This is a genomic window from Streptomyces sp. NBC_00076 (assembly GCF_045041235.1).
Classification (GTDB): domain Bacteria; phylum Actinomycetota; class Actinomycetes; order Streptomycetales; family Streptomycetaceae; genus Streptomyces.
On record NZ_CP108242.1, the window covers coordinates 63251 to 87220 of the forward strand.

Below are 23970 nucleotides of genomic sequence, written 5' to 3' on the forward strand. Positions count from 1 at the left end.
CTCGTGTCTTGTGCCTGCTCCTCATCGCTGTTGGCGCGGAAGCCCGGCAGGGGCCTGATCCACCGGGATCAGGCCCCTGCCCTGGTACTGGCTCCGGTGCCGGCCGTCGGCCCCTGATGCCTGCTTCAGTAGGCGACCGTGAATCGGTCGCGGATGTGTGAGGGACTCTCCAGCTCGTCGACGATCGCGATGGCGTAGTCGTCGAACGAGATCCCGGGCAGCGTCCCGTCCGGGGTTTGGAGCAGTTCCCGACCACCACGACGGAAACGGCCGGTGCGCTCACCCGGGCCGATTCCGGGCGGCGGAGCGAGGTAGATCCAGTCCAGGTCGTCGACCTGCTCCAACAGCTTCCAGAAGTGCGCCGCGGCGGCGGCCGATTTCGCGAATTCCGCGGGGAAGACGTCCGTGTCCATGACGCGTGTCTTCGTGCCCGGCACGAGCAGGGTTCCGCTTCCGCCCGTGACGAAGTAGAGCGGCGCCTTCGATTCCCTGACGGACGAGATCAGCCGGGCGTGGTCTGTTTTGGCGTACTGGATCGCCGTGACGACCACGTCGTGGCCCGTGATGACGGGCACGAGCTGGGCGGAGTCGTTGGCGTCGGCCTCGACGGTCCGTACCGACGGGTGGGATGCGACGAGCTCCGGATGGGTTGTCACGGCGGTGACCCGGTGTCCCCGTGCGATGAGCTCGGCGATCAGGGGGCGGCCGACGTTGCCGGTGGCACCCACCACCGCGACGTTCAACGACGGACCAGACGTGCTGTGTGATTCAGCCATGGACTTTGCTCACTTTCATCACTGCGACCATCGGCGCTCCGTAGAGCATGTCCACCCACCAGGTCGAATCCGCCCTGGCTCGCCTTGCGGAGCGCGGCGGGACAGTCGTCGTCCAGCCGGACGACCTCGTCCGCTCCCCGCTCCTTGAGGGCGTCGAGCACGGCGGGGTTGCGGCCCGCCACCACCCGTCCGGCACCGAGGACTTTGGCCGCCTGGATCGCAATCCGACCGACGCTGCCCGTGGCCCCGAGGACCAGAACCTGCTCACCCTGGCGGAGACCGGCCTTCCGGGTCAGGGACAGCCGCGCGGAGATTCCGGCCACGCCGATCGCGAGCGCGGCACCGTCCGCCAGCGCGTCCGGGATCTCCTGCACCGAGTCCGCCGAGGTGACCGCCCGCTCAGCGAACGAGCCATGTGGCAGGTGCGTGCGTCCGAAGTAGACGCGAGTTCCGTCACCGACGGTGCCGACGCCCTCGGAGCCCGGCACATAGGGAACCGGCGGAGGTTGGTTGACTCCGGCCGCGACCACCAAGTCATGCGGGTTGACCCCGGCGGCCGTGACGGTCACAACCGTGCCGTGCTCGGTCGGGCGGGGTTCGTCGACCTCCTGCAGCGCAGGGACCCCTCCGGCTTTTGTAATGACAGCTGCTCGCATGACGGCGACGCTAGGCCGGACGGCCAGAGCTGCCGAGCGCCGGTTTCGGCTGCTGGAACCCCGGAGGCGGCACGATGACGCCCGGAGCCCGTGGCGTGGCCGGGGCGGCGCCCGTGCGCTCGCTCGGTCGAGACGTGCTCGACATGTCCAGGGGGATCGGATTCAGCTTTGTTTCTGCCGCGTGGACGCCAACGCGCGAGTGACGGGGTTCCGGGGGGTGGAACAACCTCCTGCCGTCACAACGGTGGCGTGTGAATCATGGCGGTCTGCAGCACATGTCAAGTGAGGAGTGAGCATGGCCGACGCACCGATCACCACGACCAAGGTCGCGGTCGGAGAGTACGAATTCCAGCTGAACGCTTCCGGTGACAAGTCCAAGCCGGCCCTCCTGTTCCTGCACGGTTCCGGACCGGGCGCGACCGGCCTCTCGAACTGGGAGGCGGTGCTGAAGGATCTCGGGAACGACTACTACTGCCTCGCGCCGGACGTCATCGGCTTCGGCGACTCCAGCCACCCCGAGCCGCCGCCGCAGGGCATGGCGGCCTTCACCCAGCTCCGAGTCGACACCCTGATCGGGCTGCTGGACGAGCTGGGACTGGAGAAGGCGGTCTTCGTCGGCAACTCCATGGGCGGCATATGGTCGCTCGGTGCGACGCTGCAGGCGCCGGAGCGGGTCGAGAAGATCGTTCTCATGGGTTCCGGCGGTTCGCCGATTCCGCCCGGTGCCGCGATCCCGTCGCTGGCCCTGTTCTACGACAATCCGACGACCGAGGCCATGCAGCACATGCTGGAACAGTTCGTCTACGACCCGCAGCTGTTCGGCGGGGACCTGCGGAAGATCGCGGAGCAGCGGATCCCGCGCGCCGTGCGGCCGGATGTGGAGCGCTCCCACCGGGCCACCTTCGTAGACGTCCTCGACCGGCCGTGGGCGCTGACGCCCGAGGACGCGGCCAAGATCGAGCAGGATGTTCTCGTCATCCACGGGCGTGAGGACCGGTTCGTTGTCTTCGACGGCGGCAAGTGGTTCTTCGACCACCTCCCGAACGTGCGGCTGTACGGCATCGGGAAGTGCGGCCACTGGACGCAGATCGAGCAGCACGACCGTTTCGTGGCCGCCGTGCGCGGCTTCGTCAGCGGGAGCCTGTGACAGTGCCGCTGTACGAGCTCGACGGGATCGCACCCGCCGTCCACCCGGACGCGTTCGTCGCGCCCACCGTCGTACTGATCGGCGACGTTGTCATCGAGGCGGGCGCGTCGGTCTGGTACAACGCGGTCCTGCGGGGCGACTACTCCCGCATCACGGTGCGCCGAGGAGCCAATGTGCAGGACGGCAGTGTGCTGCATGGACCACCCGATCTGCCCACGGAGATCGGTCCCGGCGCGACCGTGGGGCATCTGTGCGTCGTGCACGGCGCGGTCATCGGGGAAGAGGCACTGATCGGGAACGGCAGCACCGTGCTCGACGGTGCGCGGGTCGGGGCGCGGTCGCTCGTCGCCGCGCATTCGCTGGTACCGGCCGGTTCGGACTTCCCGGCGGAGGCCCTGGTGGCGGGTATTCCGGCGGTGGTCAAGCGGTCCATCGTCGGAACGACCGCCGAGCAGTGGATACTGAACAACCCAGGTGTGTATGAGGTGTTGGCGCGAAGACACGCCGCGGGAATCAAACCAGTTCGGTGAGCATGGGCGGGAGCTGCCCCGGGATCGGCCCGATCAAGGCCGGTTCCGGGGCAACTGCCGTTATCGGTGGCGTTCATGGCAATGAGTTCCAGTGACCGGCACTCGACATTGTGGCCGCTGCCGGTAATTCCGACAGTGCATGCATGACTGTTCTGATCATCGGCGCCTCGGTGGCGGGCGTGCGTACGGCGCAGGCTCTCCGGCAGGGGGGCTTCCAGGAGCGCATCACCCTCGTCGGCGAGGAGCGGCACCAGCCGTACGACAAGCCGGCCCTGTCCAAGGAGGTGCTGGCCCCCGACCGTGCGGGCGAGCCTCCCGTCCTGCTGACGAAACAGGAGGCCGACGAACGCGGCATCGAGCTGATGCTCGGCGTGAAGGCGGTCGGTCTCGACCTCACCGAGCGGCGCGTGGCGACCGACGGGGGCGAGCGGTTGCCGTTCGACCGGCTGGTCCTCGCCACGGGGGTCACCCCGCGCACACTGCCGGGTACCGGCGACCTCTCGGGCGTCCACACCCTTCGGACGGCCGACGACGCGTGGGCGCTGCGAGCCGAACTCGACCGTTCGCCCAGGGTGGTGGTCATCGGGGCCGGCTTCATCGGCGCCGAGTTCGCTGCAGCGGCCCGGGCGCGCGGGCTGGACGTCTGTGTCGTGGAAGCGCAGCCGATCCCCATGGCCCATCTGTTCGGTGAGCGGGTAGGTCGGATGCTGGCGGGCATTCACGCCATGAACGGCGTCGCGGTCGAGGCCGGCGTCGGATTCAGCAGCTTCACCGACGACGGACGGGGCCGGGTAACCGGTGTCGTCCTGGCCGACGGCCGCACCCTCCCTGCCGACCTGGTCGTCGTCGGCATCGGCGCACGTCCCGCCACGGACTGGTTGGAGTCCTCCGGGCTCGATCTCGCCAACGGGGTGGCCTGCGACAGCCGGCTGCGTGTCACGGGCGTGGGCGTGGGCGCGGTCTACGCCGCAGGTGACATCGCTCACCGGTATCACCCGATGTGCGGCAAGTCGCTGCGCATCGAGCACTGGACCAATGCCGGGGAGCACGGGGAGATCGTCGCGGCCGACATCCTCGGGCAGCAGGCGCCACGGGCCCAGGTGCCCTACGTCTGGTCCGACCAGTACGGTCGGCGCATCCAGATCGTCGGCAGGCCCGCTGAGGGCCGGCTGAGCGCGCTGCGAGGCGGCATCGAAGACAGCGGGATGACCGCCGTCTACGCCGATGAGGCGGGGCGGGCCGTCGGCGCCCTGGTCGTCGACGATCCGCGCACCTTCATGTCCTGCCGCAAGGCGGTCGCCTCCGGGGCGCAGGTCAGTGACCTCGGCCTGGGCCTGCTGGAAGCCGCGTGAGTAGTGCGGGCCCACGAGGCCGCCGGGCTGTTCCAGCCGACGGAACCACCGCTGTCCGGTGGCCGCGGGCCGCGCGAAGGTGCAGGACACCGCTGACGGGAGGGTGAAAGATGCTTCACGATGTCACCGTGGTCGAGGCCGGGAGCCGGGTCTCGACCATGTACTGCGGCAGGTTGCTAGCCGATGTCGGCGCCCGCGTGGTGCGCCTTGAGCCGCGTGCCGGCGAACGGCCGACGGCGCAGGACGCCGGATACGAGGCCTACGTGAGTCATCTGCACCAGGGCAAGCGCGTGGTGCGGTGCGACTCCGATGAACTCGCGGACGCCCGGACCGCCGTCGCCCGGCTGGTGCCGGAACTCGCGACCGGCCCGGCCGTCGTGATCTGCGACGACGACCTGCCGGGATTCCGGGCGCTGGCGGAAGCCCTGCGCAGGGAGAATCCGCGGCTGGTCGTGGTCACCGTTTCCGACTACGGGCTCGACGGCCCGTTCGCCAAGTTGCCGGCGACCGAGTTCACACTCCAGGCCGAGGCCGGCCTCACCGTGCTCCACCCCAGAGGGGACCGTCCGCCGGTCGCCAGCGGCGTGGAGTTTGGCGAGCTCACGGCCGGAGCGTGCGCGGCCGTGGGTGCGGTGTCAGCGCTGTTGAGCACCGAGGCCGGGGCGGCCTCGGCGATCGACGTCGACGTCTCGCGTTTCGAGGCGCTGGTCGGACTGCTCCAGTTCCCCTGGCTGTTCTCCCAGCTCTCTCCCCACACGCGCTACCCGATCCCGCAGAACCCCGTTCCCGGTGTCGAACGCGCGAAGGACGGCTGGGTGTGCGTCGTCGCCGTCACGGACGCGCAGTGGAAGGCGTTCAAGGAGATGGCAAGGGTGCCCGAACTGGACGACTCCCGGTTCGACATGGTCTCGGACCGGCTGTACAACGGCACCGAGATCACCCCGTTGGTCCGGCGGTTCACCGAGCGCCACACGGTCGAGGAGCTGACCGAGCTCGGTGTGCTCCACCGTGTGCCCGTGGTCCCGCTGACCTCGCCCGACACGGTCGCCGAGCTGGCGCCGTACGCCGAGCGGAACTCCTTCGTACGGCATCCGGAAGCCGGCTTCCTACAGCCTGCACCGCCGTTCCGGATCTCGCGCCCGAGCGTGCGGACTCCCGCTGCGGCCACTGCCGAGGCGGACCCCGCGCAGCCTCTGAAGGGCCTGCGCGTCGTGGAGTTCGGCACCTTCCAGGCGGGGCCCCTGGCCACGGCCCATCTCGCCTCCCTGGGCGCCGAGGTGATCAAGGTGGAGGCGGTGAACCGCCCCGACGCCATGCGCTTCTCGGGCAATCCCATGACCGTGAACCGCTCGTGGGAGCGCGCAGGCCCCTTCCTCGGCCCCAACATCGGCAAGCGGGAGGTCACACTGGACCTCTCCGACGCCAAGGGCCTGGACCTGGCAAAGCGGTTGATCGCCACCGCGCACGTGGTGCTGGAGAACTACACGCCTCGCGTGCTTGACGACCGGGGACTGGACTTCGACGGCATGCGCGAGGTCAACCCGGACCTCATCGTCGTCCGCATGCCCGCATGGGGGCTCACGGGCAGCTGGCATAACCGCCCGGGGTTCACCTACACCGCCGAAGCGGCCGCAGGGGTCACCCAGATGACCGGGTACGAGGACGGCGAACCGGTTGTCACCGGCACGGTCACCGACCCGTTCTCCGCGCACCTGGCGTCGTTGGTACTGCTGACGGCGATCCGGCGGCGCCGCCGTACCGGCGAGGCCGTGTGCGCGGAGCTGGCGCTGGGCGATGTCGCCATACAGCTGACCGCCCGCCCGGTGATCGAAGCGTCGGCCACTGGAGAGCCGCGCACACGTGCCGGTAACAGATCCCCGCTCGCGATCCCGCAGGGGATGTACCCGTGCGCCGACGACGACTGGATCGCGATCTCCGTCACGACCGACGCGCAGTGGACGGCCCTGTGCCGTGTCCTGGGCCGCGACGACTGGGCCGCCGACGCGGAGTTCGCGACGGCCGAAGGACGCCGCGAACGGCATGCGCAGCTCGACGACGGCCTTGCCCACGCGTGTGCCGGGGAGCCCGCCGAAAAGATCGTGGCGGCCCTTCGTTCCGCGGGGGTGCCCGCGGCCGTCATGGCCGTCGGTCTGGATCTCGCCGACCACCCTCAACTCGTTCATCGGCAGCGGCCGTTCCCGGTGCACCATGCGGTCGCCGGTACGGTGCGACACCTCGCACCGGCCATGCGCTTCTCCCACGCCCCCCGTCCGCCGGCCGTGGGCCCCGCCCCGCTGTTCGGCCAGGACAACGAGGCCGTGCTGACCGAACTCGGGTGCACCGAGGCGGAGATACGGGAGCTCGCCGAAAAGCGTCTGGTGGGCGACAGCCCGTACGGAATCACGTACAAATGACGCACATTCCCGAAGATACGGCCGCACTTGCGGCGATCTGCCGCACGTGGGCGACACGCACACCCGAAGCTGCCTGTCTCACCTACGACGGTGTGACCCGGAACTGGCGCGAGGTGTACGAACGCAGTTGCCGTGTCGCACAGGGGCTCACCGGTTCCGCGCCGGGTGCGAGGGAGCGGGTGCTCTACCTGGGCCGCAACAGGCCCGAGTTCTTCGAGGTCCTGTTCGGTGCGTCGATGGCGGGTTGGGTGAGCGTCGCCGCGAACTGGCGGCTCGCCCCGCCGGAGTTGCTCTTCGTGGTCAACAACGCGCGCCCCAGAGTGCTGTTCGTCTCGGAGGATCTCGTCGGCAAGCTCACCCCTGTCCGGGACGAGCTTACGACGGTGGAAACCGTCGTGGTCATCGGGGACGAGACCGACGACTACGAGAAATGGCTTCTCTGCCGGGACCCGCAGGAGCCGCCTGCCGTGACCACGGACTCCGATCCCGCGTTCATGATGTACACCTCCGGCACGACTGGAGTGCCCAAGGCCGCGTTGTTCGACGGCCGGGCCGTGCGCGCGACGTTCAGCGCCGCCGGCGTCATGGGCGTCACCCAAAAATCCGTTCTGCTGGCGGCGCTTCCCCTCTTCCACGCCGCAGGGCTGAACACAGCGATCGCGGCACTGGCCGTCGGGGCACACTGCGTGCTGTCCGCCGATGCCAAACCCCGCTCGGTGCTGGAAGTCGTGGAACGCCACCGGGTGACCACGACCATGGTCGTGCCCGCGGTTCTGCAGGCCCTCCAGGACGAGGACGTCGACCACTACGACCTCTCCGCCCTCGACACCATCGCCTATGCCGGCTCTCCCATGGACCCCGACCTGCTGCGGACCTGCCTGCGCCGCTTCCGCTGCAAGTTCCTCCAGTTCTACGGATCGACGGAGACCATCGGCATCACGGTGCTGCCTCCCGAGGACCACGATCTGGCCGACACCGACGGCAGACTGGGCTCGGCCGGGCTCCCACTTCCCGAAGTGACGGTACGGGTCGTCGATCCCCTGACGGAGAAGGACGTCGCCGAAGGCGTGGTGGGCGAGGTCTGGGCGAAGACACCGACGGCGATGTCCGCGTACTGGGAGGCCCCGGAGGAGACGGCACACGTTCTCGCCCCGGACGGGTTCCTGCGCACCGGCGACGCCGGGTTCCTGCGCGGTGGCTATCTCCATCTGTGCGACCGGCTCAAGGACGTCATCATCACGGGCGGCGAGAACGTGTACCCGACCGAGGTGGAGCACGTCCTCTCGACTCACCCGGGGATCGCCGAGGTCGCGGTGATCGGGGCCCCCTCCCGCCGGTGGGGCGAGACGGTGCGGGCCGTCGTCGTACGGGCGCCCGCACAGCCCTCGCTGACAGAGGGCGAGGTCATTTCGTACGCCAAGGAATACCTCGCGGGCTACAAGAGCCCGACCGTGGTGGATTTCGTGGCGCAGCTCCCGAGGAACGCCTCGGGAAAAGTACTCAAGAGCAAGTTGCGTGAGCCATAGAACGTGGCCGCCATGGAGGTACATGCGCATGGACATCGCATTTCCGCGGATCGAGCCGAGTGTTGCGGAGGACTCGTTCAGGCATGGATCAGGTAGGTCGCTGCCGGTGGCCCGGATCGAGCTCGGCGGTGTCCCGAGAGGCGCGGCGATCGTGCTCTGCGACGCCGGCGCCCTGGAACGGGACGCCGCCGGGTTCATGAGCGGACTGGCCGAGCACGGATACGAGTCCGTCGCCGTCGACCTGTCGCCCACCGGTGGCGACCCGACCGGCACGACCGACCGGGATCTGGTGAGCGACGTCGCCGTGCTGGTGGGGCGGTTGGGTGAACGCGGCTGGTCGCCGGCGCAGGTGGGCCTCGTCGGCTACGGCTTCGGGGGCCGGACGGCACTCTTGGCCACCGCCGAGTTCGCACTCGGCGCGGCGGTGAGCATCGCCCCGTCCGGAGTGGCGGACGCATGGTCCGACGCCCTGCCGCCGCTGATCCAAGTGGCCCGGCACGTCCGGACGCCGTGGCTCGGACTGTTCGGTCAGCAGGACCCCGGTGCCCCTGCGGACGTCCTGGCCAGGCTGGGCTCGTACCTGGGCGGCTCGCCGGCCCACACGGAAGTGGTCACCTATCCGGGCGTCGCCCGGGATTTCTATCGCGACGCCCGCGAGACCCTGGCGCACGTGGCCTCTTTCGACGCGTGGCAGCGAACCATCGAGTGGCTCGATCGGCGCGTGGTGCCGCGGCCCACGCCATTGGCCGCGGAATGGCAAAGACGTGTCGCAAGCGCGGCCCGCGCGTAATTCCTTTCACTTCTGTGAATTCGACGCCCCGGTTCCAGCCGCCGGAACCGGGGGGAGCGCCACATGCAGCTCCACGGCACGGTGCCATTGGGACAGGAAAGGACGGACTACAGGTGTCTGAATACATCGAGGTCGACCAGGAAATCCCCCGCTTCAGGGTGAACCGGAAGGTCATGACGGATCCGGCTGTGTTCGCCGTGGAGCGCGAGCGCGTCTTCGACCACAGCTGGCTCTACATCGGTCACGAGACCGAACTCGCCAAGCCCAACGACTACGTCACCCGAACCGTGGCCGGGCGGCCGCTGATCCTGGCCCGGGACGCCAAGGGGAAGGTGAGGGTCTGGGTCAACTCCTGCCCCCACCGCGGTGCGATGCTGTGCCGTGAGCCGAAGGGCAACGCTCGCTTCATGACCTGCTTCTACCACGGCTGGAGCTTCAACAACTCGGGCGAGGTCGTCTCGATCCCCGACGACGCGGGCTACGGGGCCGGCTTCGAGCGACCGGGGCTGGCGGCTCCCGCGAAGGTCGGCTCCTACCGCGGTTTCGTCTTCGTCAGCTTCGATCCGGACATCGTCGATCTCCCCACCTACCTGGCGGGCGCCAAGGAGTACCTGGACCTGGTGTCCGACCAGTCCGAGGTCGGCATGAGGGTCCTGCCGGGCACGCACGAGTACTCGGTGAAGGCCAACTGGAAGCTCCTGACGGAGAACAGTTACGACGGCTACCACCTCGTCTCCACCCACCAACGCTATCTGGAGATGATCACCGCCGCCCACGGCAAGGCCGACATCTCCTTCGCCTCGAACTCCATAGCCGTCAACCTGGGCGGTGGCCACGCCGTCATGGCCGGCACTCCCGCGAGCGGCGCCGCGCTGGGACGGCCGCTGTCCGAGGAGGCCAAACACGAGAAGGCCGAACACTTCGAGCGGCTCCGTCAGACGCACGGCGACGCGTGGGTGGATCGCATGGGCGGCACCCGCAACCTGGTGATCTTCCCCAACCTGGTGGTCATCGACCTGGTCATGGGCGTGCTGATCCGCAGGATCGAGCCCGTCACGCCCGACTACATGGAAGTCAGTGCCTGGCAGCTGGTGCCACCGGAGGAGGGCGAGGAACTGCACAGGCAGCGCCTGGACAACTTCCTCACCTTCTGGGGTCCGGGCGGACTCGCCTCGCCCGACGACGTGGAGGCACTGGAGACGTGCCAGCGGTCCTACGCGGCCCAGCGGGAACTGCCCTGGTCCGACATCTCCCGTGGGATGCACACGCCTCACAAGGGGATGAACGGCGAATACCAGATGCGCACGTGGTGGCGCCGCTGGCACGAGCTGGTCGCGGGGGAGGCGCTCCCCGAAGAACCGCAGGCCCCGCTTCCGGACTTCTTCGCCGGACAGCGGCAGCGGCCGGCCTCCGCGACCGCAGAGGCCAAATAGCCCCCTCCAACCGAAAGCAGAGAGTCGATCATGGATCTGCAGCCCACTGAAGAGCATCTCGCCGTCGCCGAACTCACCCGCGCCATCGGACTCGACGTTCTGGCCCCCGCAGCGCGGACGGCGGAGGAGGAACGAGCCGTACCGGACGACGTGTGGCGGACCCTGGTGGACACCGGTCTGACCATGCCGCTGTCGGAGGAACTCGGCGGCGGGGGGATTCCGGACACCGTGACGCAGATGATCGCCATCGAGAACCTGGCGTACGGCGATCCCGGTCTCACGATGGCGGCCTTGTGGGGTGGCGCTCCCGCGCTGCTGCTGTCCCGTCACGGTTCGCCGGAGCAGACCGCCGGCCTTGCCCGCCTGAGCGAGGACCCCAAGGCCCGCGGCGCCGTCGCCCTCTACGAGGGATACGGGCGGGGCCCCGAGGACTTCACCACCACCATCAGCACCGCGCCCGACGGAACCGTGCGCGTCAAGGGCCGCAAGGTCGCCGTAGCGTTCGCCGAGACGGCCGACCCCCTGATCGTGGTGGGCCGCGACGCGGACACCGGGGCGCTGCGCGCCTCGCTCGTGCCCGTCTCGGCCGCCGGAGTCAGCGTGCGGGGAACGACACCCGGCCTCGCGCTGGATGCCGCCGCCCTGGCCACCGTGTCGTTCGACGTGACCTTGGCGGCCGCCGCGGCGATCGACGGCGAAGAACTCGCCGGAACCGTGCACCGCCTGCGTCTGGCCCTGGCCGCGGCTCAGGTGGGCACCGCGACGCGCGCGGTGGAGTACGCGTCGGCCTACGCCACCGAGCGTGTCGCCTTTGGAAAGCCGATCGCCGGATTCCAGGGCGTCTCCTTCCCGCTGGCCGAAGCGCTGATGCGGATCTACGAAGTGCGCGCTGAGGTGTTCGAGGCGGCTGTCCTGGTCGACGCGGAGCGGTACACCGAGGCCGCACCCGCCGTTACCCGAGCCGTGAACTACGCCAGTGAGGTGGCCGCAGAGGCGACGCGGACCGCCGTACAGACACTCGGCGGCCATGGCTTCATCGACGAGCACCCGGTCGAGCAGTGGTACCGGAGCGCGGCAGCGCTCTCCGCCATCGACTTCGACCCGCTGCGGTCGGCCTTCACCCCCGCGCTCTGAGCGCCCCACAGACCCGATCACAGAGAACGAGGAGTCATGAGCCTGCCCTTCGAGATCAGCAAGGAACTGGCCGACTACGCCAATACGGTACGTGAATGGTCGGTCGCCGAGTGCCGGCCATACGCGCGAGAGGCCGACGACCGGCACGCCCCGCCGGCGAACTGGGCCGAGATCCTCGACACCAGCCCGGTCCCGCTCGGCCGCGCCGACAAGCCCGAAGAGGGTTCCGTACCGGACTTCGAGGAGGGCGGCTATGTGTCCAAGGCGGTGATCACGGAAGCGCTCGTCTACGGCGACGTGTGGGTGCCGCCCGTGCTGGGCGGCGGCATCGGCGAACTGGTCGTGGAAGCCATGGGCACGCCCGAGCAGGTCGCCAAGTGGTACGACCCCATCGTGGAGGGGGGCGCCCCGACGGGCTTCGCACTCACCGAGCCGGGCTTCGGTTCGGACACCTCCCTGGTGTCCACCACCGCGACCCGCGAGGACGACACCTGGGTGATCAACGGCACCAAGATCTTCTGCACCAACGGAGCCACCGGTGAGTACGTCACCGTGTTCGCCACGGTCGACAAGTCGCTGGGCGCCAAGGGCATCAGCTCCTTCGTGGTGCCCAAGGGAACGCCGGGCTTCACCGTTCCCAAGGTCAGCGAGAGCAAGCTGGGCATCCGCAGCTGGGTGACGTCCGAACTGTTCTTCGACAACTGTGTGGTCCCGCTGGAGAACCGGCTCGGCTGGACGGCCGAGGGCGAAGCGGAGACCAGGGCCAGCGGCCGCAGCGGTGCGTTCGCCGCTCTGGTCCACAACCGTCCTCGCATCTCCTCCATGGCCATCGCCCTGGCCCAGGCGTCGCTGGATGTCACCAAGGGCCTCCTGGTCGGGCAGAAGGCGGGGTTCACTCCGCAGCGGTGGTCCCAGATCGAGACCGAGCTGGAGAACATGGAGCACACGCTGGAGCGGGGCCGCCGACTCGTCCTGCGCGCCCAGTATCTCGTCGACATCGGCAAGGACCGCAGCGACACCGCGGCCGCCGCCGCTGCCAAGGGCTACGCGCCGCAGTCCTGCGAGCGCGTGGTCCGGCGCTGCATCCAGCTCCTGGGGCCCGAGGGCTGGAGCAAGGAACTGCTCCTGGAGAAGTGGTACCGGGACATGAAGATCATGGACATCTTCGAGGGGTCGGGCCAGATCCAGCGCATCATCGCCGGCCGCTCACTCATGGGCCGACTGGTCGGCTGAACCGAGCGCAGACACGTAACAAGGAGTCGCAATGGCCACCCAAGCCCCCACCCCGCCGATCGCACCGGCGCATGTCCCCGACAGCCTGGTCCGCTCGGTGGAACGCTACCTCTACGAGGAGGCCGAGCTGCTCGACACATGGCGGCTGCACGAGTGGCTGGAGCTGTTCGCCCCGCACGGGCAGTACCAGGTTCCGTCCACCGACAAGCCGGACGGCGACCCCGCGCGGGATCTCTTCCTCATCCAGGACGACCGCTTCCTGCTGGAGCAGCGGGTGAACTCGCTGCTCACCCGCGCCGCACACGCCGAGTACCCGCACTCCCGTACCCGGCACCTGATCACCAATGTGCGGGTCACCGACGCCACCGACGGACGGCTGACCGTCACTGCCAACTTCGCGGTGTACCGGGTGCGTTCGGGCACGGTCGACACGTATGTCGGCCAGTACCGGCACATCCTGCTTCAGGACGAGGACGGATCTTTCCGCTACGAGCTCCGCAAGTCCGTACTCGACCTCGACGCGCTGCACCCGCACGGCAAGGTGAGCGTGATCCTGTGAACCGCCTGCAGGACAAGGTCGCGATCGTGACCGGTACCGGCCCGCTCATCGGCGGTGCCATAGCGGCGGGACTCGCCGCCGAGGGCGCCCGGGTGGTGTGCACCGGGCTCGACGAGGAGTCGGTCAAGCCGTCCGTCGCGGCCATCGAGGCGGCGGGCGGCGAGGCGATCGCCGCCATCGGCGACGTCACCGACCCGGCGCACGCCCCGGAGGTCGTGGAGCAGGCGGTGGCCCGTTGGGGGCGCGTGGACATCCTGGTCAACAGCGCCGTGTGGTTCCACAAGCGCGGGCTGCTGACGATGACCGTCGAGGACTACCGTCGGCAGCTCGACGTGATCCTTGGCGGATCCTTCCTCTTCACCCGCGAAGTCGCCATGCACATGATTGACGCCGGCACTCACGGTAGCGTGATCAACATCCTGTCCACGGCGGCCTGGCAGGGTGAACCGGGCAACATCGGCTACTCCACCGGCAAGAGCGGGCTGATCAACTTCACCCGCTCCGCCGCCATGGAACTGGCCAGGCACGGCATCCGGGTCAACGGCTTCACTCCCACCGTGACCCTTCCCGACGACCCTGAGCGGGCCCGTGAGCTCGTGGGACTGATGGCCGGGCCCAGCGAGTACCCGATGAATTTTCAGGGTCTTTTCCCGATGGGCCGGCTGCCCACTCCCCAGGACTACGTCCCCGCAGTGGTGTTCCTCGCCTCGGACGAGTCCTCGATGATCACCGGAAGCAACATCACCGTCGATGGCGGAGCCACGGCCAAGTACTGGCCCTGGCTCTCCGGCTCGGGTCAGGAAGGACGGCTTGGGCCATGACCACCGAACGCCGCTTCGCCTGCCTGGCCGAGGACGTTGCGCCGGGCACGGCCATCACCGTGCCCGGGGACCCGCCGATCGCCCTGTACCGCACGGAGGGAGGCGAGTTCTACGCGACGGCCGACACCTGCACCCACGAGAAGTGGTCGCTCGGGTCCGACAGCGACCTGGAGGGTTGCGAGGTGACCTGCCCGCTGCACATGGCGCGGTTCGACATCCGCACGGGCGAGGCACTCTGCTTCCCCGCCACCGTGGCGCTCCGGACGTACGCGACAGAGATCGACGACGGCAAGGTGTTCGTCGTCGGCTGAGCGCGAGCCGGCTCAGCGACGGTGAGGCCCACAGCGCAACGCTGTGGGCCTCACTGCCGGTCTCACGGCACAAACGTCTCATGGAAGAAACAACGTGCCGCGCAGTTCCAGGCTCTCGAGGAGGTGGCCGCGGAGCAGGTGCGGATCGGCGGCCATACGGCGGCAGTGCTCGACTCCCTCGGCGAACTGCTCCGGGCTCTCGGTGAGGAACAGCAGACGCATGGCCTGCGCCGACAGCGGGGACACGGACTCCTCGAAGACCTTGCGGCGGTCCTCCGCGTACTGGTCGAGAACCGTGTGTTCCGCGTCGCCGTGCACCACGGAGGCCAGCAGCCGGGCGAGTGCGAGGGCCTCGAAGACCCCGCAGGCCAGGCCGAAGCCACGGCTCGGGTTGGTGACGTGGGCGGCGTCTCCGGCGAGTACGACCCGTCCCGACCGGAAGCTCTCGGCCGCACGCTCATGGACCCGGGAGGCCGCCCAGCTCTCCAGCAGCGGGTCGGCCCCGTGCGGCAGCACGGCCTTGAACACGGCGGACATGCGGTCGGCGATCGTCTCCTCCGGCAGCAGCCGGCTCTCCGCGAAGGTGTACCGCCACAGGCCCGTGTCGTCGGCCAGACCGATCAGCGCGCCGTTGTCGAGATCGAGCTGCCAAGAGGAGGGAGACATCCCGAGCCCGGCGAGGTCGAACCGGATATCGGCGGCCACGAACCGCTTGGGCCAGGTCACGCCGGGGAAGCCCATGCCCAGCGACCGCCGGACCTGGCTGTGCGCCCCGTCGGCACCGACCAGCCACGCTGCCCGCAGGGTGGAGACGCCGTGCGGGGTATCTGCCGTCACAGTTACGCCGTGCGAGTCTTGCCACACGTCGGTCAGGCGTGTGCCCCATTCGAACCTGACCCGGGGGTGGCGGGCCAGCCGGTCGACCACGATCCTGGCCAGCACATGGGACGGGACGAGCAACTCGAAAGGATGCTCGACCTCGTCCGTGAGGGACCGCAGGTCGAGGACCAACCGCTCACCGGTGCTCGGAACGACGAAGGATCTGGTGTGTGCCACGACGCCGGCCTGGCAGAGCTCCTCCAGGAGGCCGAGGTCCTCCAGCCCGGGCAGAACCGCCCAGTGGTAGACCATGTCGTACGGTCGCGGCTCGATCCCGGACGCTGCTTCGAGCACCGTGACGTCCAGGCCTGCCCTGGCCAGTCCCAGGGCGGTGAGCAGCCCCACGGGGCCGGCTCCTGCGACGACGACCTGTGCGTCCTGCATAGCGGCTTCTCCTTTCCGCCTCATCGGCTGCGCGAGCGCAGAGCAAGCCGTCTACTTACGCTACGGACCGGTGACCAGGGATGACATGGAGTGTTCCAGTGGCTGGAACCTGGACCGCACGGCCTGGGTGGGGGTTTCATACTGCTGAGATGCGGACGAAACCTGGGTGTGCGGTCCGTCGTATGTGCCAGGCCGAACGGAGGGCTGATGCTGATCGCCGAGAATCCGCCGTCGATCCTCTCCAAGGCTTTCGACGTGCTGCGGGCGTTCAACAGTCATGAACGCGTGATGACCCTGACGGAGCTCTCCCGTGCCTCGGGGCTGCCCAAGTCCACCGTGCACCGGCTGCTGGCCCGGTTGATCGAACTGGGCGCGATCGAGCACCACCGCGCCGGGTACCGGATCGGGATCGAGCTGTTCCAGTTGGGCAGCACCACTCCGGCGGGCGTCATGCGGGATGCGGCCATGCCGCACATGGCCAGGCTTCACCGATGGACGGGACACACCGTGCAACTGGGGGTCCTGCGCCAGTTCGATGTCGTGTACCTGGAAAAGGTGGCGCGCAACAGCAAATCGTCCGACCCGGACGGTGTCGGTGTACGGTTGCCGGCCAGCTGCACTGCCGTGGGCAAGGCCATGCTGGCGCACGAGAACCTGGAAGACCTGAAGCACTTCCTGCCCAGCCCTCTCCCCGGCCTGACACCGCACACCATCACAGACGTCGACAAGCTGATCCCCGAGCTGCGGCGCATCCGCCAGGGCGAACTGGCTCGTGAACGCGAGGAGGCCAGGCTGGGCCTGGCCTGTGTCGCCGCGCCGATCGTGGTGCGGGGCTTTGCCGTGGGTGCGCTCTCCGTGGCCTATCCGTCCGACGTGGAGCTCGACCCCAAGACCGGGACCGTGCTTCGGGACACCACCGCACAACTGGCCAAGGAGCTCAAGCAGCAGTTGCCGGAACACGCCCGCTGGTTCCCGCGCGACGCATGACCCGCGGTGGCGGCCACACGTCGCGCGAGAACGTCGTCACTGGTACAGCGCGAAGACCTTGTTGGAGTTGAGGATCTCCGTCTGGACGAAGTCGCTCCACTGCAGTTCGAGACCGAGTTCCGACATCGCACCCAGCAGACAGAACCAGTTGAGCATCTCGTGCTGGCCGGCGTCGACCACCTCTCGCGTGGTCACCTTCTGCCAGGTGTCGTAGTCACCCGCGACGAGGGCGTCGTAGAGCCTGATATCGGCGTCGGAGTCCGGGCGCAGGTGCCAGTCCTTGTCGTTGAGGAAGGCATGGGACCAGCTCGCCGACGCGACCAGCGCCACACGCTTGTCGCCGGCCGCCACCGAACGCGCCACCGCCCGGCCCAGCTCGAAGCAGCGCACCGGCGACGGACCCGGCGGGTCGAGCTGCTCACCGGCCTTGATGTCGGCGAACTTGGCCATGCCGCCCTGCCGGGCGATGACGTGCTCGCCGTAACAGTTCACCGCGATGGGCACGATCGGATACGGGAATTCCTTTCCCACGTGCTCGTAGTCGAGGAAGATCTGCGTGTTGGCGAACGCGTGCGGGAAATGGACGCCCTTGCGATGCTCGTAGGAATAGGCGACGTCCACCCCTGAGGTGAGCACGTCCGTCGCGAGCTGCTTGGCGAAGGCCGGCAGGCCACGCATACGGTAGGTGGTGTCGTTGGGCAGGCCCCAGGCGTTCGGCACCTTGATCATGTCCAGTACGGCGAATGCCTCGACCTCGGTGTCGTCGTAGGCCAACACGCAGAATGAGGGGATGACTTCCTCGCGGAAGTTCTCGTACTGGTCGTCGCCCCAGACCACGACGACATCCGGACGGAACTCGTCGAGTGCCTCACGGCAGCGGGTCAGACCGCTGAGCAACCGGGCCCGGTGGGCGGCGGCAGCGGCGACACCCTGGTCGTCTCCCCATTCACGCTGCGCGAGCTCGGGCCAGTTGCGGACGTCCTTCCGGTCGGCGGGGATGTCGGGATCCTTCAGGGTGCTCTTGAGCAGATTCGCCATATGCGTGTCGGCACCCGCCAACATCGGATAGTGCGTGATGCCGAGACCAAGCACCTCAGCCATGGTCGTTCCTCCCGAAGATCCATACGGGGAGGCGTAGGACACCTCCGTCGTATCGGCCGCGGTGCGGCCTCGAACTCCGGTCTACCTGTCAGCAGCTCCTACGCCGATGGTGAGTTCTACTGCCCGGAACCGTTCGTTGGCGGGGTACGTGGCGGTGCACAGGATAAGGGCATGCCTGGTCGTCCGGCCGGGCACGGTCATCCGGCCGCCGGACGCAGGGAGGCCGGAAGGTGGTGGGCACGGAAATCTACGGCCCGGCGTAGTCGCTACCGTCGCCGCAGCGGCCGACCAGCATGTCCTCGGCGAGTCGCAGGCGGACCGCGTCCTCGGACGAACGAGCTTGATTTCCTGGGCCTGTGAGCCCGGCCTCACGACGACGAAAGGAAGAATGATGGACCTTCAGCTCGGCGGCAGGCGGGCGATCGTCACAGGAGGGAGTCGTGGAATCGGCTTGGCGGCAGCCCAGGCGCTTGCCGCTGAAGGAGTCCGTGTCGCCTTTGCCGCCAGGGACGAGTCCGTCCTCAAGTCGGCCCGTGACCAGGTGGCGGCACACCGTGCGCGGCACGGTGCAGGCGGACATGAAGCGCAGCCAGCTCAAGCGCGTCCAGGACTTTCAGGCCCGCCACCAGGAGCCGGCGCACACGGCCCTGACCGCCCTCAAGGACGCGGCGGTCAGCGGCGACAACGTCTTCGCCGTCCTCATGGACGCCGCCCGGGTCTGCTCGCTCCAGCAGATCACCGACGCCTTCTTCGAGGTCGGCGGCCAGTACCGCCGTAACGTCTGAAAGGTAGGACCCCCGTGGATTCCGTCACCCGCCCGGCCCGGCGTGGTCGGCTGCGGCCTCATGGGATGATGTCAAACAGGAGCAATATAAAGCAAAATGTAAATTTTTGCCTTATATTGCCAAGATGGGGACGAATCTCGATACCTTTCTTTGTGATCTTGCTCGGAGTCTCCGCCAACGAGCTGATCGAATGGCAGCCCAACTGGTCGAGAGCAAGCGCATCCACACCCCGACCATCTGGGAGTACGACGATTTGGCCGCTCTGGCGGCGCTGGAGGTGCACGAGCACGTCGCTCTGATGTTGGACGTGCTGGAGAGTGGTCGCGGTGTCGCGGACGCGACCGTGCCGCCGACCGCCGTTGAGTTCGCCAGACGTGTCGCCGAGCGCGGGATTCCGATCAGCGAGCTCCTGCGCACCTATCGGATCGCCCATGCCGGTGCTCTCCAGACGGCCCTGGAAGAGGTGGCCCGTCTCACCCGGGACGCGGAACTGCGCACCGCGGCGGGCGTTGAGTTGGTCCAGCTGACGTTCGACTACGTGGACCGTGCATCGGAACAGGTCGTCGCGGTGTACCAGGAAGCGCGCGATCGCCGACTTCAGCGGCGTCTGCTCGTGATCAATGAGGCGAGCAGACGGATAGGGGGCACTCTCGATGCCGTCCGAACGGCTCGCGAACTGGCAGAAGTGGGCGCCGACCAGCTTGCCGACCTGGTCACTGTCGACCTGCTTGACTCCGCGCTGCAGGAACAGATCCATGCCCACCCGGAGCCCGAAGCGTTTGTGCTGCATCGAGTTGCCCGGAAGTCCGCGTCCGGAGGGAGGCCGGATCCGCCTGCCGTGGGGACGGTCTATCGATTGCCTGATGGATCGGAGCCGGCGCGCGCGATGGCGCAGGGCCGGCCTGTGCGTTACGCCATGACCTCCTCCGATCTGCCGGAATGGGCTGCGAGGCCCTTTGCCGACAGTAACGACATGGGTACATCACGCATTCACTCGATCCTCCTGGCGCCGCTATGGGCCCATGACGGTCCGCTGGGGCTGGCACAGTTCGTTCGCCATCAGACACATGCGCCCTTCGATGATGACGATCTGCTCCTCGCTCAGGAGATCGCATCCCGAGCTGCGGTCCACATCGACAATGCGCGCCAGTTCGCCCGCGAGCGTTCGACCGCACTGACTCTCCAGCACAGCTTGCTGCCAAGGCACGTGCCCCAGCACTCGGCTGTCGAGACCGCGGTCCGCTACCTTCCCTGTGAGGCCCGGGCCGAGGTGGGCGGCGACTGGTACGACGTCATTCCCCTGTCCGGAGGCCGTGTCGCCCTGGTCGTCGGGGACGTGGTCGGCCGTGGTCTGCGTGCCTCAGCCACCATGGGCCGACTGCGTACGGCCGTTCGTACCCTTGCGGACATCGATCTGATGCCGGACGAACTGCTCACGCATCTCGACGACGTCGTCATTCGCCTGCAGAAGGAGGAGGAACAGGGCACTGACGAGACCAGCGCCACATGCCTGTATGCGGTGTACGACCCCGTGTCCCGTGTGTGCTCCATGGCCAGTGCCGGGCACCTTGTACCCGCGGTGGTCACTCCTGCGGGGGTGTCCGACGGTCTCGCGGTCTCCCGTCGGGCGCACTTCCCGGAGCTGCGGGTCGGTCCGCCACTGGGACTGGGCGGTCTTCCCTTCGAGATGAGTCAATTCCAACTCCCAGAAGGCAGCTTGCTCGCTCTGTACACGGATGGGCTCATCGAAAGCCGCACTCGTGACGTCGACACCGGCCTGGACCTGCTGCGTCACGTTCTCGAAGAGGCCTCAACGGAGCTGGAGGACACCTGTGACCAGCTGCTGTCGGAGCTCAGGCCCGTCCGGTCACCCGACGACGTGGCACTTCTGGTCGCCCGCACCCGGGTGCTCGATGCCGATCATGTCCTCACGCTGGACCTCCCCTCCGACCCGGAGATCGTCGCCCAGGCCCGTGCGTGCGCAGTCGGACAACTGACCTCCTGGGGTCTGGTCGAGATGGCGTTCGCAACCGAGCTCATCGTCAGCGAGCTGGTGACGAACGCGATCCGGTACGGACGGCCGCCCATTCAACTCCGACTGATCCTCGAGTCCACTCTCATAGTCGAGGTCTCCGACTCCAGTAGCACAGCTCCGCACCTACGCCGGGCCCGTGTTTTCGACGAGGGCGGCCGCGGACTGCTCCTGGTCGCCAAGATCGCGGGTCATTGGGGCACGCGGCACACCCGCGAGGGCAAGGTCATCTGGGCCGAAACATCGCTTCTCACCGGGGATCGCTCCGCGGAGGCGGCAGCAGTCCGGGCATAGCTCAGGCTGCACGGACTGCTCGGGGCAAGCCGTCCGGACGGCACTGTCACGTTGTTGGGTGCGTGAGTGCCTGACAGCGTGCTGGGGTGTGACAGGCCCGGTTGCCGGCGAGTACCAGCAGGGCGGATGCGGTAAGTGCGGCGCCGGCCCAGATGGGTGAGGTGTAGCCGAAGCCGGCGGTGATCGTCAGGCCGCCAATCCAGGCGCCGAGGGCGTTGCCGAGGTTGAATGCGCCGATGTTGGCGGCCGAGGCCATTGTTGGTGCCTCATCGCCGAATGTCATGACACGCATCTGCAGGGCAGGGACACTGCCGAAGCCGGCGGCTCCCATCGCCAGCAGCGCAGCGATCGTGGCGGGCTGGCTGTGCGCAGTGAGCGCAAACGCCACCAGGCTCACGGTCAAAGCGGCGATGAACACGATCAGGGCCCGGTCGACCGACCGGTCTGCGGCCTTGCCGCCGACGACGTTTCCGACGAAGCCCCCAACACCGAAGAGCACCAGCAGCCACGGCACGGTCGAGGAGGCGAAGCCCGAGACTTCGGTCAGGGTGTAGGCGATGTAGGTGAACGCACCGAACACGCCGCCGAATCCGAGGATGGTCACTGCGATCGACAACCACACCTGCAGGCGGGTGAACGCCCCCATCTCGCGCCGCAGGCTAGCGGTCGACTCGGCCTGCGGATCATCGTTGGGCGCCAGGACGGCGATGCCGGCCGTGGCAATCACCCCGATGAGCGTGATCGCCCAGAACGTCGCTCGCCAGCCGAACTGCTGCCCCAGCAGCGTTCCAAACGGCACCCCTAGAACGTTGGCCGCGGTGAGCCCGGTGAACATGAGAGCAATGGCACCGGCTTTGCGATGGGCAGGAACCATGTTGGCCGCGAACACCGACCCGATACCGAAGAACGCTCCATGACACAGTGCCGCCAGAACGCGACCGCCCATCAGAACCGCGTAGCTCGGGGCCAGCGCCGACAGCAGGTTGCCGGCGATGAACAACCCCATCAACCCGATGAGAACCGGTTTGCGTGGAAGGCGCGTCACCGCCGCCGTCACGACGAGTGCGCCCACGACGACCGCCAGGGCGTAGCCGGAGATCAGCCACCCCGCGACGGCTTCTGGCACGGCGAACTCCGTGGCAATGTCCGGTAGGAGCCCCATGATGACGAATTCGGTCAAGCCAATGCCGAATGCCGCGATCGCCAGCGCGATTAGTCCCTTGGGCACGGGACCCCTCTCAGTAGTGTCGCGAGCGCTTATAGCGCGCATGCAACTAATTTAGATACGGCTGATAGTTGCACACGCGCCATATCGGCGCAAGCTGGTAGTGTGTGACGGGATTAACGCAGCTGGAGGTGTTGCATGGGTATCGCCGATGACGCCGTTGAGATCCGCGCTCGAGGTTGGCGGACTCTCGCGGCCCTGCACGGCCGTCTGGAAGCTGCGTTGGAAAAGGTGTTGCAGGCCGAACACGAGTTGTCCGTCGTCGAGTACACGGTCCTCGATACACTGGGTCGCCAGGACGGCTGGCACATGAGAATGCAGCAGCTTGCCCGCGCGACGGCTCTGAGTTCGAGCGCCACGACTCGACTGGTCAACCGCCTCGAAGAGCGCGGGCTTCTGGGGCGTTTTCTATGCCCGGACGACCGCCGGGGGATCTACACCGAGCTGACGCCCGAGGGACAATACCTGCTCGAACTTGCCCGCCCCCATCACGATCGTATGCTGAAGGAGGCACTCGGGGCAGCCGCCGACCACCCGGAACTCGCACCCCTCGTCGAGGCATTGAACAGCCTCTAGCCGGTTCAACGCCGTTCGACGATGTCCCAGCCGCGCACAAGATTCCGACTGAGCCCCTTGTCGGAGCTGGCCGAGATCGGCTCACCGCGCTCAACTCAGTGGCAGTTGATCTGCCGTGCGGAAACGTCAAGATCACCAGCGGACGCCAGCAAGGCCGACAGCTGCGCAGGCGTGCCGTGTTCCGAGATCAGCAGCGACGGCGCACCGCCCCACAGTGCCGCCAGCGTTATGCCGGCATCGCCGTAGGCCAGGCTTTCCACCGCGGCCATCTGGGTGACGACTCCCGGCACGCCACCGCCGCCGAACTCCTCGCTCACCGGCGCTGTCAGTCCGGTCTCGACGATCGTCTTCCACACCGCGGGCGGCACGGCACCTGCCGCTTCGGTCTCCTTCGATGCCGGATACAGGACGTCGAGCCCCAGGCTGCGCGTCATCTCGGTGACGGCTTCTTGTTCGTCGTCCAGTGCCAGGTAGATCATGAACCCTCCTCGATGAAATCCGCGAGACAGCCAACGCTCGTCATCGATCGTGCGGTCGAGTGACCGCGGCGACAATCTGCTGTTCGATTCGTTGGAACCAGACTCGTCAACGAACTCCACACGGCCGAAGGCGCCGTGGCACCGCGGCGTTCCAGCCATCGGAACCGGCAACTGACGATCCCCTGTGCTACTGCCTAGGCTCGCGTCGGCCACCCAGCTTCACCACTGAACAGATCAGTCACCTCAGGCAGGAGTTCATGAAGGTCGAAACCACCGGCGAGCTCGGGACGCCCCTGACGGGCGAGCTGGTGTCAGACGGCCACGGCGATCACGATCATGGACACCGGCCAGTTCGCGGCCGACGTGGAGATGTCCGCCGCCGAGGTCGCCCAGATCGTCGGGCGCATCAAGCAGTACACCGAGCGACACGCTGGATCCTCAGAGAGGAGCACTATGCGCTGTTGTCAAGGAGTCTTGCGCGGCGGCAGATGACGATCGCCCCGCAACTGATGGGTCACTTATCCAGCTTCGTGGTTGAGGTCAGCC

Annotated in this window: 21 protein-coding genes and 2 pseudogenes; 17 read left to right on the forward strand and 6 right to left on the reverse strand. The window is 67.9% G+C overall.

Going from position 1 to position 23970, the window contains the following annotated elements; genetic code table 11:
- Nucleotides 1-125 precede the first annotated feature (125 nt).
- Both OHA64_RS00230 and OHA64_RS00235 read right to left on the reverse strand, forming a co-directional pair.
- Nucleotides 126-776: an NAD(P)-dependent oxidoreductase gene (locus OHA64_RS00230; protein ID WP_405606352.1), complete on the reverse strand. Its 651-nt coding sequence runs from the start codon at nt 774-776 to the stop codon at nt 126-128.
- Nucleotides 740-1432: a zinc-binding alcohol dehydrogenase family protein gene (locus tag OHA64_RS00235; RefSeq protein WP_405606354.1), complete on the reverse strand. Its 693-nt coding sequence runs from the start codon at nt 1430-1432 to the stop codon at nt 740-742. The genes OHA64_RS00230 and OHA64_RS00235 overlap by 37 nt, the downstream gene beginning before the upstream one ends.
- A gap of 295 nt (nt 1433-1727) precedes the next feature.
- Here OHA64_RS00235 and OHA64_RS00240 point away from each other — a divergent pair, with 295 nt between their 5' ends.
- From OHA64_RS00240 to OHA64_RS00295, 12 genes are all read left to right on the forward strand, one after another.
- Nucleotides 1728-2579 carry an alpha/beta fold hydrolase gene (locus OHA64_RS00240; RefSeq protein WP_405606356.1) on the forward strand — a complete coding sequence of 284 codons (852 nt, stop codon included), beginning with the start codon at nt 1728-1730 and terminating at the stop codon, nt 2577-2579.
- A gap of 2 nt (nt 2580-2581) precedes the next feature.
- Complete coding sequence (locus tag OHA64_RS00245) at nt 2582-3109, forward strand: gamma carbonic anhydrase family protein (protein ID WP_266802490.1); 528 nt, start codon at nt 2582-2584, stop codon at nt 3107-3109.
- A 143-nt stretch (nt 3110-3252) separates the two neighbouring features.
- Entirely contained in the window at nt 3253-4461 is a 1209-nt protein-coding gene (locus OHA64_RS00250) for an NAD(P)/FAD-dependent oxidoreductase (protein ID WP_405606358.1), read from the forward strand.
- 110 nt (nt 4462-4571) lie between these two features.
- Nucleotides 4572-6875: a CoA transferase gene (locus OHA64_RS00255; protein ID WP_405606360.1), complete on the forward strand. Its 2304-nt coding sequence runs from the start codon at nt 4572-4574 to the stop codon at nt 6873-6875.
- A complete protein-coding gene (locus tag OHA64_RS00260) occupies nt 6872-8401 on the forward strand; it encodes an AMP-binding protein (protein ID WP_405606362.1) in 1530 nt (509 codons plus the stop codon). The genes OHA64_RS00255 and OHA64_RS00260 overlap by 4 nt, the downstream gene beginning before the upstream one ends.
- A 28-nt stretch (nt 8402-8429) precedes the next feature.
- Complete coding sequence (locus tag OHA64_RS00265) at nt 8430-9191, forward strand: dienelactone hydrolase family protein (RefSeq protein ID WP_405606364.1); 762 nt, start codon at nt 8430-8432, stop codon at nt 9189-9191.
- A 113-nt stretch (nt 9192-9304) separates the two neighbouring features.
- A complete protein-coding gene (locus OHA64_RS00270; protein ID WP_405606366.1) occupies nt 9305-10624 on the forward strand; it encodes an SRPBCC family protein in 1320 nt (439 codons plus the stop codon).
- A gap of 30 nt (nt 10625-10654) precedes the next feature.
- Entirely contained in the window at nt 10655-11758 is a 1104-nt protein-coding gene (locus OHA64_RS00275) for an acyl-CoA dehydrogenase family protein (protein WP_206341633.1), read from the forward strand.
- A gap of 36 nt (nt 11759-11794) precedes the next feature.
- Entirely contained in the window at nt 11795-12991 is a 1197-nt protein-coding gene (locus OHA64_RS00280) for an acyl-CoA dehydrogenase family protein (protein WP_405606368.1), read from the forward strand.
- A gap of 31 nt (nt 12992-13022) precedes the next feature.
- The gene (locus tag OHA64_RS00285; protein WP_328643415.1) at nt 13023-13550 is read left to right on the forward strand and encodes an aromatic-ring-hydroxylating dioxygenase subunit beta; all 528 of its coding nucleotides are present in this window, start codon (nt 13023-13025) and stop codon (nt 13548-13550) included.
- Entirely contained in the window at nt 13547-14371 is an 825-nt protein-coding gene (locus OHA64_RS00290; RefSeq protein WP_165340141.1) for an SDR family NAD(P)-dependent oxidoreductase, read from the forward strand. The genes OHA64_RS00285 and OHA64_RS00290 overlap by 4 nt, the downstream gene beginning before the upstream one ends.
- On the forward strand, nt 14368-14682 hold the full coding sequence (locus OHA64_RS00295; RefSeq protein WP_405606371.1) for a non-heme iron oxygenase ferredoxin subunit: 315 nt from the start codon (nt 14368-14370) through the stop codon (nt 14680-14682). Before OHA64_RS00290 ends, OHA64_RS00295 begins: the two co-directional genes overlap by 4 nt.
- Nucleotides 14683-14760: 78 nt before the next feature.
- On the opposite strand, the gene OHA64_RS00300 is transcribed toward OHA64_RS00295, so the two are convergent.
- The gene (locus OHA64_RS00300; protein WP_405606373.1) at nt 14761-15945 is read right to left on the reverse strand and encodes an FAD-dependent oxidoreductase; all 1185 of its coding nucleotides are present in this window, start codon (nt 15943-15945) and stop codon (nt 14761-14763) included.
- 207 nt (nt 15946-16152) lie between these two features.
- Here OHA64_RS00300 and OHA64_RS00305 point away from each other — a divergent pair, with 207 nt between their 5' ends.
- The gene (locus OHA64_RS00305; RefSeq protein ID WP_405606375.1) at nt 16153-16932 is read left to right on the forward strand and encodes an IclR family transcriptional regulator; all 780 of its coding nucleotides are present in this window, start codon (nt 16153-16155) and stop codon (nt 16930-16932) included.
- Nucleotides 16933-16968: 36 nt separating this feature from the next.
- Here OHA64_RS00305 and OHA64_RS00310 read toward each other — a convergent pair whose 3' ends face one another.
- Nucleotides 16969-18033 (reverse strand): extradiol ring-cleavage dioxygenase, encoded by a 1065-nt coding sequence (locus tag OHA64_RS00310; protein ID WP_328643411.1) that lies wholly within the window; start codon nt 18031-18033, stop codon nt 16969-16971.
- 391 nt (nt 18034-18424) lie between these two features.
- Between OHA64_RS00310 and OHA64_RS00315 the strand changes: the two are divergent.
- The 3 genes and pseudogenes from OHA64_RS00315 to OHA64_RS00325 all read left to right on the forward strand — a co-directional run.
- A pseudogene (locus OHA64_RS00315) lies at nt 18425-18526 on the forward strand (short-chain dehydrogenase); the annotation flags it as partial.
- 88 nt (nt 18527-18614) lie between these two features.
- Nucleotides 18615-18818: pseudogene (locus tag OHA64_RS00320) on the forward strand (hypothetical protein); the annotation flags it as partial.
- Between the two features lie 124 nt (nt 18819-18942).
- Nucleotides 18943-21144 carry a SpoIIE family protein phosphatase gene (locus tag OHA64_RS00325; protein ID WP_405606377.1) on the forward strand — a complete coding sequence of 734 codons (2202 nt, stop codon included), beginning with the start codon at nt 18943-18945 and terminating at the stop codon, nt 21142-21144.
- Between the two features lie 46 nt (nt 21145-21190).
- Here OHA64_RS00325 and OHA64_RS00330 read toward each other — a convergent pair whose 3' ends face one another.
- Nucleotides 21191-22372 carry an MFS transporter gene (locus OHA64_RS00330; protein ID WP_405606379.1) on the reverse strand — a complete coding sequence of 394 codons (1182 nt, stop codon included), beginning with the start codon at nt 22370-22372 and terminating at the stop codon, nt 21191-21193.
- Nucleotides 22373-22507: 135 nt separating this feature from the next.
- On the opposite strand from OHA64_RS00330, the gene OHA64_RS00335 reads away from it, so the two are divergent.
- Nucleotides 22508-22945, forward strand: a complete 438-nt coding sequence (locus OHA64_RS00335; protein WP_405606381.1) for a MarR family winged helix-turn-helix transcriptional regulator — start codon at nt 22508-22510, stop codon at nt 22943-22945.
- A 95-nt stretch (nt 22946-23040) separates the two neighbouring features.
- Here OHA64_RS00335 and OHA64_RS00340 read toward each other — a convergent pair whose 3' ends face one another.
- Nucleotides 23041-23424, reverse strand: a complete 384-nt coding sequence (locus tag OHA64_RS00340; RefSeq protein WP_405606383.1) for an acyl-CoA dehydrogenase family protein — start codon at nt 23422-23424, stop codon at nt 23041-23043.
- Nucleotides 23425-23970: the final 546 nt, after the last annotated feature.